The sequence below is a fragment of the Blautia sp. MSJ-9 genome, from assembly GCF_018919065.1.
GTDB lineage: Bacteria > Bacillota > Clostridia > Lachnospirales > Lachnospiraceae > Blautia_A.
In genome coordinates, this window is record NZ_JAHLQG010000027.1 from 89,330 (window position 1) to 102,511 (window position 13,182).

General features: G+C 39.1%; 15 protein-coding genes and 5 pseudogenes. 1 reads left to right on the plus strand and 19 read right to left on the minus strand.

Annotation, left to right across the window (positions count from 1 at the left end; genetic code table 11):
- Positions 1–74 precede the first annotated feature (74 nt).
- On the minus strand, positions 75–422 hold the full coding sequence (locus tag KQI87_RS07390; RefSeq protein ID WP_216459592.1) for a TnpV protein: 348 nt from the start codon (positions 420–422) through the stop codon (positions 75–77).
- Here KQI87_RS07390 and KQI87_RS17220 point away from each other — a divergent pair.
- Positions 422–544: pseudogene (locus tag KQI87_RS17220) on the plus strand (helix-turn-helix domain-containing protein); the annotation flags it as partial. The gene KQI87_RS07390 and the pseudogene KQI87_RS17220 overlap by 1 nt on opposite strands.
- 612 nt (positions 545–1,156) lie before the next feature.
- On the opposite strand, the pseudogene KQI87_RS07395 reads toward KQI87_RS17220, so the two are convergent.
- The 18 genes and pseudogenes from KQI87_RS07395 to KQI87_RS07480 all read right to left on the minus strand — a co-directional run.
- Positions 1,157–2,254, minus strand: a pseudogene (locus tag KQI87_RS07395) (RNA-guided endonuclease TnpB family protein).
- Positions 2,217–2,590 (minus strand): annotated as a pseudogene (gene tnpA / locus KQI87_RS07400) (IS200/IS605 family transposase). Before tnpA ends, KQI87_RS07395 begins: the two co-directional pseudogenes overlap by 38 nt.
- Positions 2,591–2,783: 193 nt before the next feature.
- Entirely contained in the window at positions 2,784–3,077 is a 294-nt protein-coding gene (locus tag KQI87_RS07405) for a helix-turn-helix transcriptional regulator (RefSeq protein WP_330655736.1), read from the minus strand.
- A gap of 193 nt (positions 3,078–3,270) precedes the next feature.
- Positions 3,271–4,647, minus strand: a complete 1,377-nt coding sequence (locus KQI87_RS07410; RefSeq protein WP_216459593.1) for a sensor histidine kinase — start codon at positions 4,645–4,647, stop codon at positions 3,271–3,273.
- Positions 4,635–5,297, minus strand: coding sequence for a response regulator transcription factor (locus KQI87_RS07415; protein WP_216459594.1), 663 nt, complete (start codon positions 5,295–5,297; stop codon positions 4,635–4,637). Before KQI87_RS07415 ends, KQI87_RS07410 begins: the two co-directional genes overlap by 13 nt.
- Positions 5,298–5,311: 14 nt before the next feature.
- Positions 5,312–6,070 (minus strand): lantibiotic immunity ABC transporter MutG family permease subunit, encoded by a 759-nt coding sequence (locus KQI87_RS07420; RefSeq protein ID WP_216459595.1) that lies wholly within the window; start codon positions 6,068–6,070, stop codon positions 5,312–5,314.
- A gap of 1 nt (position 6,071) precedes the next feature.
- Positions 6,072–6,803, minus strand: coding sequence for a lantibiotic immunity ABC transporter MutE/EpiE family permease subunit (locus tag KQI87_RS07425; protein WP_216459596.1), 732 nt, complete (start codon positions 6,801–6,803; stop codon positions 6,072–6,074).
- Complete coding sequence (locus KQI87_RS07430; protein WP_216459605.1) at positions 6,796–7,509, minus strand: lantibiotic protection ABC transporter ATP-binding protein; 714 nt, start codon at positions 7,507–7,509, stop codon at positions 6,796–6,798. The genes KQI87_RS07425 and KQI87_RS07430 overlap by 8 nt, the downstream gene beginning before the upstream one ends.
- Positions 7,510–7,596: 87 nt before the next feature.
- Entirely contained in the window at positions 7,597–8,136 is a 540-nt protein-coding gene (locus tag KQI87_RS07435; protein ID WP_330655733.1) for a GNAT family N-acetyltransferase, read from the minus strand.
- Positions 8,137–8,239: 103 nt separating this feature from the next.
- Positions 8,240–8,821, minus strand: coding sequence for a TetR/AcrR family transcriptional regulator (locus KQI87_RS07440; protein WP_216459597.1), 582 nt, complete (start codon positions 8,819–8,821; stop codon positions 8,240–8,242).
- Between the two features lie 131 nt (positions 8,822–8,952).
- On the minus strand, positions 8,953–9,831 hold the full coding sequence (locus KQI87_RS07445) for an AraC family transcriptional regulator (RefSeq protein ID WP_330655734.1): 879 nt from the start codon (positions 9,829–9,831) through the stop codon (positions 8,953–8,955).
- 72 nt (positions 9,832–9,903) lie between these two features.
- Positions 9,904–10,416 carry a class I SAM-dependent methyltransferase gene (locus KQI87_RS07450; protein ID WP_216459599.1) on the minus strand — a complete coding sequence of 171 codons (513 nt, stop codon included), beginning with the start codon at positions 10,414–10,416 and terminating at the stop codon, positions 9,904–9,906.
- Positions 10,417–10,645: 229 nt separating this feature from the next.
- Positions 10,646–10,828 (minus strand): annotated as a pseudogene (locus tag KQI87_RS07455) (LPD16 domain-containing protein); the annotation flags it as partial.
- A 115-nt stretch (positions 10,829–10,943) separates the two neighbouring features.
- Entirely contained in the window at positions 10,944–11,177 is a 234-nt protein-coding gene (locus KQI87_RS07460) for a Uma2 family endonuclease (protein ID WP_253292411.1), read from the minus strand.
- A gap of 62 nt (positions 11,178–11,239) precedes the next feature.
- Positions 11,240–11,602 carry a YccF domain-containing protein gene (locus tag KQI87_RS07465; RefSeq protein WP_059086556.1) on the minus strand — a complete coding sequence of 121 codons (363 nt, stop codon included), beginning with the start codon at positions 11,600–11,602 and terminating at the stop codon, positions 11,240–11,242.
- 26 nt (positions 11,603–11,628) lie between these two features.
- Entirely contained in the window at positions 11,629–11,847 is a 219-nt protein-coding gene (locus tag KQI87_RS07470) for an aspartate dehydrogenase (protein ID WP_117845442.1), read from the minus strand.
- 45 nt (positions 11,848–11,892) lie between these two features.
- Complete coding sequence (locus KQI87_RS07475; RefSeq protein WP_117845444.1) at positions 11,893–12,363, minus strand: LURP-one-related/scramblase family protein; 471 nt, start codon at positions 12,361–12,363, stop codon at positions 11,893–11,895.
- A 498-nt stretch (positions 12,364–12,861) separates the two neighbouring features.
- Positions 12,862–13,182 (minus strand): annotated as a pseudogene (locus KQI87_RS07480) (glycogen synthase); the annotation flags it as partial.

Consider the following 13,182-nt stretch of genomic DNA (forward strand, 5'->3'; position numbering starts at 1 on the left):
TCTCGTTCTGCCTACTGCAATTTTATATTCTCATACAACAATGAGGTCGCATTCCACGACCTCATCACATTCATTTAAAGATAAATCAATTCTTTCAGGATAATCTCTTCTGCAATAGCTCTGTGCTGATTGGCAGCTCTGACCCATGCCATCTGATCTTTCTCTTTATCCGGCAAAGGCTCTTTTTCCTCTAACTGTTTCAGAATGACTTCTTCTCGTTCCCTGGCTGCCTTGTCCACTTCCAGCAGATGCTCACCAATCGTATCCTGCAAAAGCATCACCTGATACAGGGAATTACGATGGTTCTTCAGATAATCTCTGCGTAAGAATCCATACTTGCCAAGCTGCTCCATCTGATTACCTGATTTATAAGTAAGGTTCGGAATCAGATATCCATTCACATTTGTATAAGTCAGTTTCATGGACTCTTAGAAAAGAAGAACTAAAATCCGGCGAGATTACCAGAGATGAATATTTTGAATGGAAAATCAACTGGCCGCAGACTTGTGATGATTGCGGTAAACGGGAACCGTCAAAGCAGTGAAAAAATTCATACAAATAATCCAAAGACCGAAACTCACCATCATACTCTGAATTTCGGTCTTCTTAAACTCATTCGCAGTTGGTCTGTGCCTTCACAGTAACTACAAATATTGTACCTCATATAATTTCTACAAACGTCTTATAAAAATCATATATTTTTCCGTTTTCCTGTGCACAGAGCAAAAAGCGGCTGATGATTGCACCGGTACGGTACGATTCCTGAATATGTGATAAGTGTTCGTAGAGATTATTGGGAAAACCAGCTGTCACTTCTTCCCTCAGCAAAAAAGTTACATATCGATTTACCTTTTTTTGCCAAAGAATACTGGATTTTGGAAACAAGGAACTCATTTCCGCCGGTATAGTAAGCCCACGTTGTTCCTGTGGAAGTGTTTGCGTATGCTGTACTCGTGAATAAAGATATGGATTTTCAATATACTGACGCAGCTTGTCCCTTTCAAGTGACATGCTCCCACCACTTAAATCTTACGATTTTGAAGTGGGGGCTTCCTGCTCGATTGCCTTTTAAGGCAAAGCTAAAACAGGCTATCCCCACGTGTCCCGCGGTTTTGTTTTTTATGTTCATCCGGTTACGGATTTTTTTCTTGCGCCGTCAGGCACATTCTTTATAAATCCTTTTTCCTTCTTCTCGGATATTGACTGCTGCATTCACATCCCGATCCATCCTGTTTCCACATTCACAGACATACATTCTGTCCGACAATGCCAGTTCCTTTTTCTTATGTCCACATACACTGCAAATCTTGCTCGATGCAAAATAACGGTCTACCTTTATAAGATGTTTTCCGCGCTCTTCCAGTTTGTATCCCAGCATGGACAGAAACTGCCCATACCCGTTATCCTGCACGCCTTTCCCAAGATGCAGCCCTCCGGACATTCCCTGCAGATTCAGATCTTCCACGCATACTGCATCATATCTTTCAGCAAGCTCCCTGCTGAGCTTATGCTGGAAATCTTTTCTCTGGTTCTTTATCTTTTCATGAAATAAAGCTACCTTTTTCTTCTATTTCTGATAGTTCCGGCTTCCTTTTTCACAGTGGGAAAGCTTTCTCTGTTCCCTTGCAAGTTTTTTCTCTGCTTTTCTGTAAAACATAGGGTACCCGGATTTTTCTCCTGTAGAAAATACACACATTCCCTGCATGGCAAAATCGATCCCGAGAAATCTCTCTGCCCGTCTTTTTTCCACTGTTTGGCTCTCACAGCAGAACAAAAGACTTGCATAATATTTCCCGGATGACTCACGGCTTATCGTTACCGATTTCAGTTTCCAGTCTGACGGGATCTGGCGGTGAAGTTTTATTTTTACGGCAGACATCTTTGGAAGCTTCAAATGGGTATCCTGCAAAAGGATATTCCCATTTACTGCATTGGTCGTATAAGAAATTCCTGAATGTTTTCTTGATTTATAGCGGGTAAATCCGCAGGATGGTTCCCGGAAAAACTTCCGGAACGCACTTTCCAGATGCAGCTGCGCATTCGCCAGGGCAAGGGAGTCCACCTCCTTCAGCCAGGGATATTCCTTCTTATATCCGGCCGGTGTGTTCCTGAGCATCTTTTTTTCTTTCTGGTAATAGCTGATCTTGTCCGCAAGCATCTGGTTATAGATAAAGCGGCTGCAGCCGATTGTTTTCTCTATCTGAATTCTCTGCTCTTTATCTGGATAAATCCTTATTTTTATGGCGCGGTTCATTTTTTTCACCCTGGCTTTCTATATACTGCCGTATCGTTTCAATCGGCGCCCCGCCTGCACTGAGCAGACAAGAGCTTCAGCAGTCTGTGGTTGGCACTTTTACAGGCATTGATGAATTTACGGCGTTCCGTCTTTGGCTGTGCGCAGAACATCACATGAACATGGTCTGTATCGTGATTCCATTCTTCCAGTACGATCCCGTATCCGGGTGCGATATACTCAAAGATCTCTTTTGCTCTTTCGGATATTTCGTCATTCAGTACTTTTCTTCTGTATTTTATAACCAAGGTGATAATATAGCAGAAATACTGAATTGGAATTATGGTCTGATTCTATTGTATTTATCACTCTTTTTCTTATATCGACTGATATGTATTTACGAACTAATTGTTCTTTTTCAGTATACTATATCAGGGGATAGAGAACAAGTGTTTCTTTGGTACTATAAGGACTTTTTTGAGCAGATATGCTCAAATGTGCAATTCTTCTCACCACCTGAAGGACGCCACTGAAAAACTGTTTTTTCATACTATATACAGTGTCTCAAAGTTGATTGATGTACTTTATTTTGTGTTAATTTATACGCAAAAAGGACTTTTTTAGTGGCCTTCCTTACGATAGATATCCATGCAAATTTGATAACGTTATTTTCAGCTTTGGCTACTTTCATGTCTCTTTCAATTTTATTAAGCAATGTCGCATCTCCTTTCAATAATTCGTCCAGGCTTAAATCATATAATTCACTCATTCTTATAATGCTTACAATATCAGGTAGTGATTTCCCATTTTCCCAGTTAGAAATAGTCTGCCTGGAAACATTGATATCTTCAGCAACCTGTTCCTGTGTAAGTTTTTTATAGTACGAGCATTTTTAATTTTATCAGCTATCATAATTCTGTATGCCCCCTTTCTTCTATGAGATTACAGCAAACGTAGTAGTAATGTCTATCAAAAGGCTTTTACATATTAGATAAAAGCATGTAAAATTTCTTTTACATAGCTTAATTGCGTTCTATTTAGCGTGTTTCCTGACTACTCAGGAAAAATATTTCTACCCTCGCCCCACCTGTATTTTCAGAATTTGAAAGTTTAATCCCTCCGCCATATTTTTCAGCCACAGTTTTTGCAAAAAATAGCCCAATCCCATAATGTACTTCGCCATTTCTACTTGTGTCATCCATAAAAAACTGCTCTGTGCCATGCAATAATGCTTCTTTTGTAAATCCTGATCCGCTATCCTCCACAATGAATGTCAGCCGACCATCCTGCTCCTTTGCGTCAATATAAATGATTCCATTTTCTTTTGTATGCTCCACTGCATTCTGAATCACATTCATTACGGATCGAAACATTGGATCATAAGCAATCGTCACCTTTTTATCACTTTGTCCCGCCTTCCAATCTATTTTCTGGTGATAGATTTCTGCCAGTCCGAGTGCCTGTTCCTTTATATCTGCGAAAAAATCTTCTAACCTCACCGTTGTATAGGTAACATCACTGCAATTCCATGATTTTGTGACATCTATCAACTGTTTTACATAACTTTGTATCTGTGTTGTGCCGTTCAAAACATAAGTGATATTATTCTTCTGTTCTGTGGTCAGTTCAGTCTCTGAAAGTAGTTCTGCATTTCCCCGTACAATCGTAAGAGGTGTTTTAATATCATGCGCCAAAGCAGACATCTGCCGGTTCTTTTCCTGCTCTGTTTTCCACTGTTTTTCTAAAGATTCCCGCAATGCATCTCGCATATCATCGATTGCCGATAAACAATCATCAAACTCCTTGATACCGGAACCAGATGTCTCATACTCCAAATTCTGATTCTTTATTTGATCAATGGCATCTAACACAGGCTGCATCTGCCTTTTGATTCTTTTTCCAAAACGTATGGACGGAATGATGATAATCGCTATTGCGCCAATCACAGACATAATACTCATCACATTCTGTGGTCCTATAAAATGCTCCCTCAAAAAAGCTGAATGATATTGAGGTGTCAGGCGATATTGCAATACAACATATTCATTTTCCCTTACAATTACTTTATAAAAATATTTCCCGGATGCGTTTCCGTACTTTGCAACATTCCATGCTATCTGTTCGTATTGTTCTGACAGATCTCCACCTATTTTCTCTCCATTCTCTGAAAAGATTACATAATCACAAAGTGCGGGAATCATCTCAGCAGTCACTTTATCCGCACGTAAAATCGTATCATATGCTTCATTAATCTTTTGCTCCGCATAATTCGCCGGATAGATACAGCCCACTCTAATCAAAAGGTAAAGCAGCAGATAAGCAACAATCACCAAACCTACTAATGATCCAAGCATGACCAGTACATATCTCATAAAAATCCTGCTGAGTGCATTGCTTCTCTTTACTCTTCCCATTTATATCCAATCCCCCAGACTGTTTTTATCGGTGTATAATCATAATCCGCAAATTTTGCTCTTATATTTTTGATATGTGTAATAATGGTACTGTCATTACTCTCACTATCAAAACCAAAGACCGCTTCCAATATCTGTTCCTTGGAGAAAACCTGCCCTCTGTTTTTAGCCAGAAATTCACAGATTTCATACTCTGCTTTCGTAAGTGGAAGTTCTTTATCATCCATCAACAGTTTCTTTTGAGACATCTGAATGCAGACTCTCCCTAAAACCATACGCACAGAATGTTCCCTGTGCTCTCTTCTAAGATGTGCATGGATCCTTGCCCGAAGTTCCATCACTCCAAATGGCTTTGAAACATAATCATCTGCTCCCAACGAAAGCCCGTTCACCAGGCTGCTTTCCTCCGTTTTTGCCGTAAGAAATAAAATTGGACAATCCACAAGCGTCCTGATTCTTTTGCATAATTCAAATCCATCTATTCCTGGCATCATAATGTCAAGTAAAATCAAGTCATAAAGATGCAATTCTTCCATATGAATTTTTAGCGGATTACTTACTTTTGTAACCAGATGTCCATCCTTAGTCAAAATGCTTTCTATCATTTCAAGGATTGCCGGTTCGTCATCAACTGCCAATATTTTTGCCATAGTTTTCCTCAATTCTATTCCGATATTCGATTTCCTTCCCAGTGGCTTGCCCACCAAAAATAGTATATCATACTAATCCCTGTAAACATTAAATATCCCGGTATGAAAGACACCCATTCGCCTGCACCGGCTTCCCCAAACGCAGCTTGCAGATAAGTATATGGTATTCTTCCTGTCCAGCAGACAAATACATATTTCCACACATAATCTCCAAGTCCGGTAAGCATCAATGCGCTGATCAGTCCTGATATAATCCCTGCTCCAATGGATACCCCTTTTCCAAACTGAAAAGCCAGAATCAGCTGCCACAGATAAAGTGGAACACTGCTTCCCCACAGCAGCAATGCAGCAACAACACATATTTTTACAATTTCCATATTGCTGTTACTCCAGCTACCACTTGCTGATATCATTCCAAATCCAGTTCCAAATATCAAAGTAGTCAGTAAGACAGAGCCAAGACAAAGCATCAGTAACAGCAGCAGCTTCGATATAAATGCCACTCCTTTTTTCGATAAGGATAACATATTCTGAAAGTTACCTGCATTTTGTTCCTGTTCCATCACACTTGCTGTAAAAATTCCAACAAGTACCGGAAGTCCTGCTCCTATTGCCTGATAAAATGCAATCACTTTCATATTTTCATTCCATGGTGAAAAAAGGTAATATATTAAAAATATAACGCTGGTTATAATCGGAATCAGTAAGTGTGCCAGAATCACAGATGTTCCTTTCATCTTTCGCAAGTCTGCATTCAGAGACCTTCCAAGCATCCTATTTCACCTCTCTTTTCTCAAACCATTTCAGAAACAGAAGCGTTGCAAGAACAAACCAGATCATTGAGAGGCAGATCCCCGGAGCAATGACTCCCGTATTCAAAAAAGGATTCCCCGATTCTGCAGCAAGACCATTCGGTAAAATATGAAGTAACGGACACATCATTCGCATAGGGATTGCCGAAACAAGTACATACCAGATTCTGGTTTGTGATATCACTACACCGCTGACGGTAATAAACAAGCAGACGATCAGGTTTACAATCATTCCAAAGCGTTCGCTTAAAAACAAAGCTACCGGAATCTCCCATAGCTCAGAAACAGTCAGAAACAATACTGCAATCAACGCTCCTCCCACCGGAACATGTGTCGTCAGAAGAAAACCTCCAAACGATGCTCCTGCAAATACAATCACATTGGAAAACAGAATCATGCACCCAATATAAACAATTTTCCCCAGCAACAATTTGCTTCTGTCTGTGGGAATAGTCGTTAAATGATAGTATTTTATCTTTTTCTCCTGCGCCACAGAAAGATAACAAAATAGAGCAATCATCCCCGGCAGCAAAAGTGTATACCACCAGTTCCAAACACTTTCTGCATAAGCATTTGTCATCCCAAGAGTAAATATAAATGCCATGACAAATGTAAGAAGAGGAAATCCCCAGATAAACTTTTTTCGCATGGTTCTTTTGGCTTTTTGATGTTCTGCTTTTATAATATTAACCATGGATTTCACCTGCTTTCTGGTTTTTTCTTACCACATTCATAAACAAATCTTCAAGATTATCTCCATGCTTTAATGCTCCTTCGTATCCTAAGATTCCACCTGAAATAATCCCGACTTTATCTGCAAGTAACTGTACCTCCGAGAGAATATGACTGGAGAGAATTACAGTGATTCCCTGTTTCGGAAAAGACCGAATCAGCTCTCGTAATTCCTCGATTCCTATTGGATCTAATCCATTCGTAGGTTCATCCAATATCAAAAGTTCCGGTTCTCCAAGCAATGCCATTGCAATGCCTAGTCTTTGCTTCATTCCCAAAGAAAACTGTCCTGCTTTCTTCTTTCCGGTGTTTGTAAGTGATACAATCTGCAAGACCTCATCAATTCTGTTTTCATCTGTACCAAGCAATAATTGTCTTACCTTCAAATTCTCTCTGGCGGAAAGATTTTCATAAATAGGCGGATTCTCAATTAACGCTCCTATTTTTGATAAATCTTTCCTATCCCAAAGTTTTCCATCAAAGTAAATCTTTCCTGCAGTGGGTTTCATCATACCAGTCAACATTTTCAATGTGGTAGATTTACCAGCACCATTCGGTCCAAGCAGTCCATAAATCTGTCCCTTATCTATATTAAGTGAAACATTATTTACCGCTTTCTGTTTTCCAAAATATTTACATAGATTTTGTGTCTGCAACATCATTTCCATCTTTGCCATCCTTCCTTCTATATTTCATTTCTCACTGAAATATAACCTAACAGAAAAACATAAAGATTTGATGAAGTTTGCTATATTTTAAAAAATCTGTCCCGGAAGTTTTTTCTTCTCCATATACGGGAACTCTCTATCAAATGCCTCTGCTTCCTTTTCATTTACCAGATACCCTGCTGGTGTTGCATATTCACCTGTTATGCCATTCAGATAACCTGGAATCAGTTCTTTACATAAGAAAAAGGAAGCATCCTCCCCTTCTGGCAATCCATGGTAACGAATACCAAATTCACTTGCCTGTTTAAATCCACTTTTTCCATAAAAATCAATATTTCCTTCAAAGCATACTGCTCCGCATCCAAGCTCTTTTGCTTTTTCCAGAGAATAATCCAGTAAAATCTTTCCATACCCTTTCCTTTTAAGCTCTGGTGCAATACAGATCGGTCCCATAGTCATAATGGGAATACTTCTGCCATCATCGGCTGCAATCACAGCCTTCATAAACATGTTCTGTCCAATCAGCTGTCCATCTAATGTCATGACAAAATCCAACTCTGGAACAAATGCCGGATCATTGCGAAGCTGATGGAGTACATAATGCTCCAGACAGCCTGGTCGATACACATTCCAGAAACTCTACCTTACCAGATTTTCTACCTCATGGTATTCATTTTCTCTTTCCAATCGAATGATAATATTTTCCTTCATTTTCTTTTTCTCCATTTCTTTATATAATGCAACTAATAGTTTTTTCAAACTGCTCTTTTATCCTTTTTTTATCCTTTGCTCCATCATACAGACTATAATAGAAAAACATGATGGAATAAAACATGGTTGCTTTTTTATCTGCCTCCACAACACCCATGCTCTTGAATAAATCCTTCACATATCCTGCCGGACCGGACACAAGATACTGCTGATACAATGCCTGCATCTCCTCATTCCGAAACTGCTCTAATGTAAGCATCTTTCGAAATGACGATGCAAAATCATTTTCTGTCCAATACGAAAACATAGATTTACTGTATTCCATGAAATTGTCCGCAGAAATCTCTTCATACTGTTCAGATTCATTTTCCTTTTTATCAGCAGGCATATCATATTCCTCTGCCTGTTCGCCATCCCCCTGCTCCATCCTTTTTACAATATGTTCAAAAATATCTCTCTTATTCTCATAATGCCTATACAATGCACCTTTTGTCATACCAAGCTCACCCGCAATCTGACTGACAGAAACTGCTTCATATCCATCTCTCGCAAATAAATGTAATGCAACAATCAATATATCTTCCTTTGTAGTTTTTGACATACCCCAACCTCCTGTCCCATAAAATAAACGACCGTTCACAATCAAATTATAGTAAACGGTCGTTTATTTGTCAAGTCATATATCTACAAAATATCTCCTGATATACCATAAACAGAAGCTTTGGTATTCCCTTATTTTGATTGAATTGCTTTCAATTCGATATACCCTCTTTCGCCCCGAGGCTCCAACTGAATACGTGGCTTTGTTTCATCCCATACATATCCGATTATCGATGGGTCGTATCGTTCTATTGCAAGCTGCACTGCTTCGATTGCTTGGCAATATTCCTCCTCCCTGAACGGTTCTCCCTGAAACATCAAGTATTTTGCCGCAGGCAAGGTGATGACATCGAACCCATCCGGGATAATGCCGGTATGGTCCATTGTTACTTCAACACCCTGCACATATTCAGATGTGTTCAGTTCCCGATATTTCTCTGGCAACCACATACAAACCGGTTCTCCGCAAAGAGATTTCATGCTGGTGAGAATACCCCAGACATCGCAGCCTACCTCCTGACAATAACTCCAATACTCTTTTGCTGTTCTTCCTCGCTTTATGATAGCCTTACGCTCGGGCTTCTCAACTACTTGAACAAAGACGCTTGCGATATGTTCCATTGATTTTTGCTCCTTCCATAGTGTTTTGAATTTAACGCCGTAGGCGGTGAAAAGTGGGAGTGGAATAGGAGCTTTTGCATATTCATAGGGGTTGCAGCCGAACTCATTGCGAAATGCCCGTTGATACCCATCGCCGCTGTCATAGCCGGCATCGTATGCCATATCAATCACTTTGCACTGTTCGTCACGCAGGCGCAATGCTGAACTGGACAATCGAAGCCGCCTGATGTATGCTGCAGGTGTAATCCCTGTCAACTCCTTAAATATTCGCGCGCAATAAAAAGGAGAGTATCCGGCTGTGCAAGAAAGGTCACAGAGAGTGATCTTTTCTGAAAGATGCACTGCGATATAGTCCTGCATTTGTTGAACTGCCAAAACCTTTTCCGTCACTTTATCATTACCTCCTGACGAAGCCATTATAGCTTAAGGATAGAAAGCATTCTCGACTTTTCTTGCACTTCTTCAAATTTCGGTTTTCTTTACTGCATACACATACCCAATACCATTAGGCGACCTCATCTGATATCCTGAATTTGCTTCATTGTATTTCTTAAAATATCTATCAGTCATTTTCTCAGCATCCAAATGCTCTATCAGTTCAAATCCATACTTCCGCAAAAGCATATCCATTTCCTCATAGGAATAGCGTGCTTTCATCTGTTCTCCTGCTGCTGTTGACAGCATCTGTGTTTTCCTTGTTTCAGAGCTTTCGTCCACAGATGGGTAATCAAAACAAATGGCGGATTCACTCTCCATAACTTTACTCACTCCGCTAATTAACTGCTCGAAGTCCCTCTTTTCAAGATAGTAACTGATTCCTAACAGGCTGCCAAATGCTTTAGAACCCTTCTCATACCCAAATGCTAAAAGCTTATTCTTCCATTCCGGATCTGCCAGATCACAAGGAACATTAACAGCTTTTACATCACCGAAGTTCTTGGTTAGATGACTTATTTTTATGATATCTGATCCCATTTTGTTCTCCTTTTTTCTCAACCTGCTCTACAATTTTTAACAGCAGAAGCAACAACATTGATATAGATTTTATGTATCTGATTTTGTTTTATCGTATATTTATCTATATGTCTATATGAGCATTACCAAAATGCATAATATATGAACCAAGATGCAAGAAAACGCAAAAAAGGACGCAGGATATTTATCCCACGCCCCAATTACTATCTGGTTTTATCTTCTCTCACAAATCTTCATCGTAAAAGGAATAATCATATCCTTCTTCTGTTCTCTGAATAGCAAAATGTCGTTCTTCCACCTCATATGCCAGTTCACCAAGAACCTGTTCTTCCAGATTCAGGAAAGAATCCAACTGTTCAAAACTGATACTGTCTACAAAATGAGCAGTTACTTTTTCCCCGTCATCCAGCAAATCCTCTACACCTTCTTGATCTGCCTGTCTCAATGCATCTGCCAGATTTCACACCAAAAGCCCCCAGGATTAACTCCCGAGGGCTTTCATACTGTCTCATATTAAATTATGATACTCATTCTATATTCTCAAACATTTCAGCCAGTGTCATAGAAATGTTAGGAAAGTCTTTCAGTGTCACCACTGTATCTGTATTATAATGTTCTTCTTCTGGATCATCCTGAAGAATGTAACTGTATTTCAAGTCATATTTACCATTTTCCAGATAATAGATTTCTACAGCCCGCTCTCTTGGTGAAATGATCCAGTATTCCTTAACACCTGCGGAACGATATTTCAGAAGCTTCAATATTAATATTACCATCCGTAAATAATATTATTTCATTTTTCATCAATAAGGCCTTACACATTCTACCCTATCACACTCGCACCAAATGGCATGAAAGAGAGTCTTGCCATCTTGAAGAACTGCTTTCCAAATGGAATTCCAACTATCGTAATGCACCAAATACAACCCACTATCAGGTTTCCAAGTGCCATTTCCCATCCAAAAAATATAATCCATATAAGATTTACCAGAAACGAAAACATGCCATTTCCATATACGATTTCTTTTCCAAACGGCCAGAATGCCAAGGTTGCAAATTTAAAGCATTGCAGACCTACCGGAATTCCAATAATTGTAATACACCATATGCAACCTGCAAAAATCCATGCCAGTCCGCCCAGTAATCCTCCAAATATAAACCAAAGGATATTACCTATAGTTCTCATAACAACATCTCCTCCTTATCCAATGTCTAATATTCTTTTGCAATTTCCTCTGTTATCTCATATATCTCTTTGAATTTTTCTAAGTCCTCTGGAGATCTGATCAGCATGATTTCTTCGATTTTTCCAGTCCGTATGTCTTTGAATCCTGCTACTTCTTCTCCGGTACATATACTTACACGAATAACTGGTTTCATATGTTCTCGGTCATATGTTTTTTTCACGATTTTCTTTTTGAATAATCCCATGCTACCTCCCCATCTCCGAATATCTTCGACAACAAGATCAACTTTTTAATTTCTGGAACATTTTTCTGCATCAATCGCAAGTACAAACATCAGAGCATCCAACGCATTTCCTGGGTTCTGTACATCAATGACATATGTATCAGTCATATGAAACAGTTCTTTATTGACCCGTGCAATTAAATATCCGCTTTGATCAAGAATGCTATAGTCCCATTCCATAATGGTTCCATCAATTTGCCATCCATTGTAATCAATATTATAATGTGGCGTCAGAAATGAGAATTCTTTGCTCAGGCATCCTGTATAACTGCCGTTTTTATAAATCTCAAATTTAGGAAGGAAGGTAAGAACTTTCTGAACAACCATTCCTGCTTCATTTCCATAGGCATCATAAATTACAAGTTTATGTCCCCAGGACAACTGACCTTTTACTACATAAACAGTGTTGCCTGCCTCATCATAGATATCATAACTGTCAAACCATGAAAACAACCTTTGTTTAAACAATAGCTTCATAACTTTTCACCACTCTCTCCAACAGATATAATTGGTTCTTTATAAGTACCATAATACCATGCCAGAACACTTTAAAAAATATGCAAATCGAAAAATTAACCCATCTTATTGCACAGATTATGATAAAACATATATTTATAGCTATAAATCTCCCCACCATCCTAAGATTAATTTCCGTTTAGAAAAGTTGTCCTGGGAGCTTGAGTTTCTCTTTGTAAATAAAACCCTTATCAAACTCTTCTGCTTCTGCTTCATCCACAAAATATCCTGCAGGTGTTTCATCCTCTCCAGTTATGCCATCAAGATAATCTGTCCGATCAGCTTTCCATCCGGTTACATCACAATCTCCATTGTATTGTACTTAATCAAAAATCGCTCTCCTTTCAGAGCAAAAAAAAAGGCGCAAGCCATATTTCTATGACTCACACCTTACTTTGCATTTATTCATTTTTAATATTGTTCCAAAAAATCTTGCGTAAAGCATTTTTCAAACACGTTCTAATCTCTTGGTGTTAATCCTACATACATATCTTTGTACTGTTTTGCACTCTTTTCCCAGGAAACATCTTTATTCATATCGCGGATTACCATATCATCCCAGGATTTTCTGTTCTCGAAATAGAGAGTCTTTGCTCTGTTGATCGCATCGTAAAGCAGCCCGCTTTCATATCTGTCAAATGTAAAACCGTTTCCTGTATTCTCAAACATATTATAAGGCTGAACCGTATCTTTGAGTCCTCCGGTCTCTCTTACAATCGGAACTGCACCATATCTCATGGCTATAAGCTGTGTAAGTCCACATGGTTCAAATCTTGATGG

What these genes read in the sequence shown, in the direction of transcription:
- KQI87_RS07440 (WP_216459597.1), bottom strand. Translation starts at nt 8,821, where the DNA reads ATGTCAAAAACTACAAAGGAAGATATATTGATTGTTGCATTACATTTA.
- KQI87_RS07425 (WP_216459596.1), bottom strand. Translation starts at nt 6,803, where the DNA reads ATGGTTAATATTATAAAAGCAGAACATCAAAAAGCCAAAAGAACCATG.
- KQI87_RS07470 (WP_117845442.1), bottom strand. Translation starts at nt 11,847, where the DNA reads ATGGGATTATTCAAAAAGAAAATCGTGAAAAAAACATATGACCGAGAA.
- KQI87_RS07465 (WP_059086556.1), bottom strand. Translation starts at nt 11,602, where the DNA reads ATGAGAACTATAGGTAATATCCTTTGGTTTATATTTGGAGGATTACTG.
- KQI87_RS07415 (WP_216459594.1), bottom strand. Translation starts at nt 5,297, where the DNA reads ATGGCAAAAATATTGGCAGTTGATGACGAACCGGCAATCCTTGAAATG.
- KQI87_RS07420 (WP_216459595.1), bottom strand. Translation starts at nt 6,070, where the DNA reads ATGCTTGGAAGGTCTCTGAATGCAGACTTGCGAAAGATGAAAGGAACA.
- KQI87_RS07475 (WP_117845444.1), bottom strand. Translation starts at nt 12,363, where the DNA reads ATGAAGCTATTGTTTAAACAAAGGTTGTTTTCATGGTTTGACAGTTAT.
- KQI87_RS07450 (WP_216459599.1), bottom strand. Translation starts at nt 10,416, where the DNA reads ATGGGATCAGATATCATAAAAATAAGTCATCTAACCAAGAACTTCGGT.
- KQI87_RS07430 (WP_216459605.1), bottom strand. Translation starts at nt 7,509, where the DNA reads ATGGAAATGATGTTGCAGACACAAAATCTATGTAAATATTTTGGAAAA.
- KQI87_RS07390 (WP_216459592.1), bottom strand. Translation starts at nt 422, where the DNA reads ATGAAACTGACTTATACAAATGTGAATGGATATCTGATTCCGAACCTT.
- KQI87_RS07410 (WP_216459593.1), bottom strand. Translation starts at nt 4,647, where the DNA reads ATGGGAAGAGTAAAGAGAAGCAATGCACTCAGCAGGATTTTTATGAGA.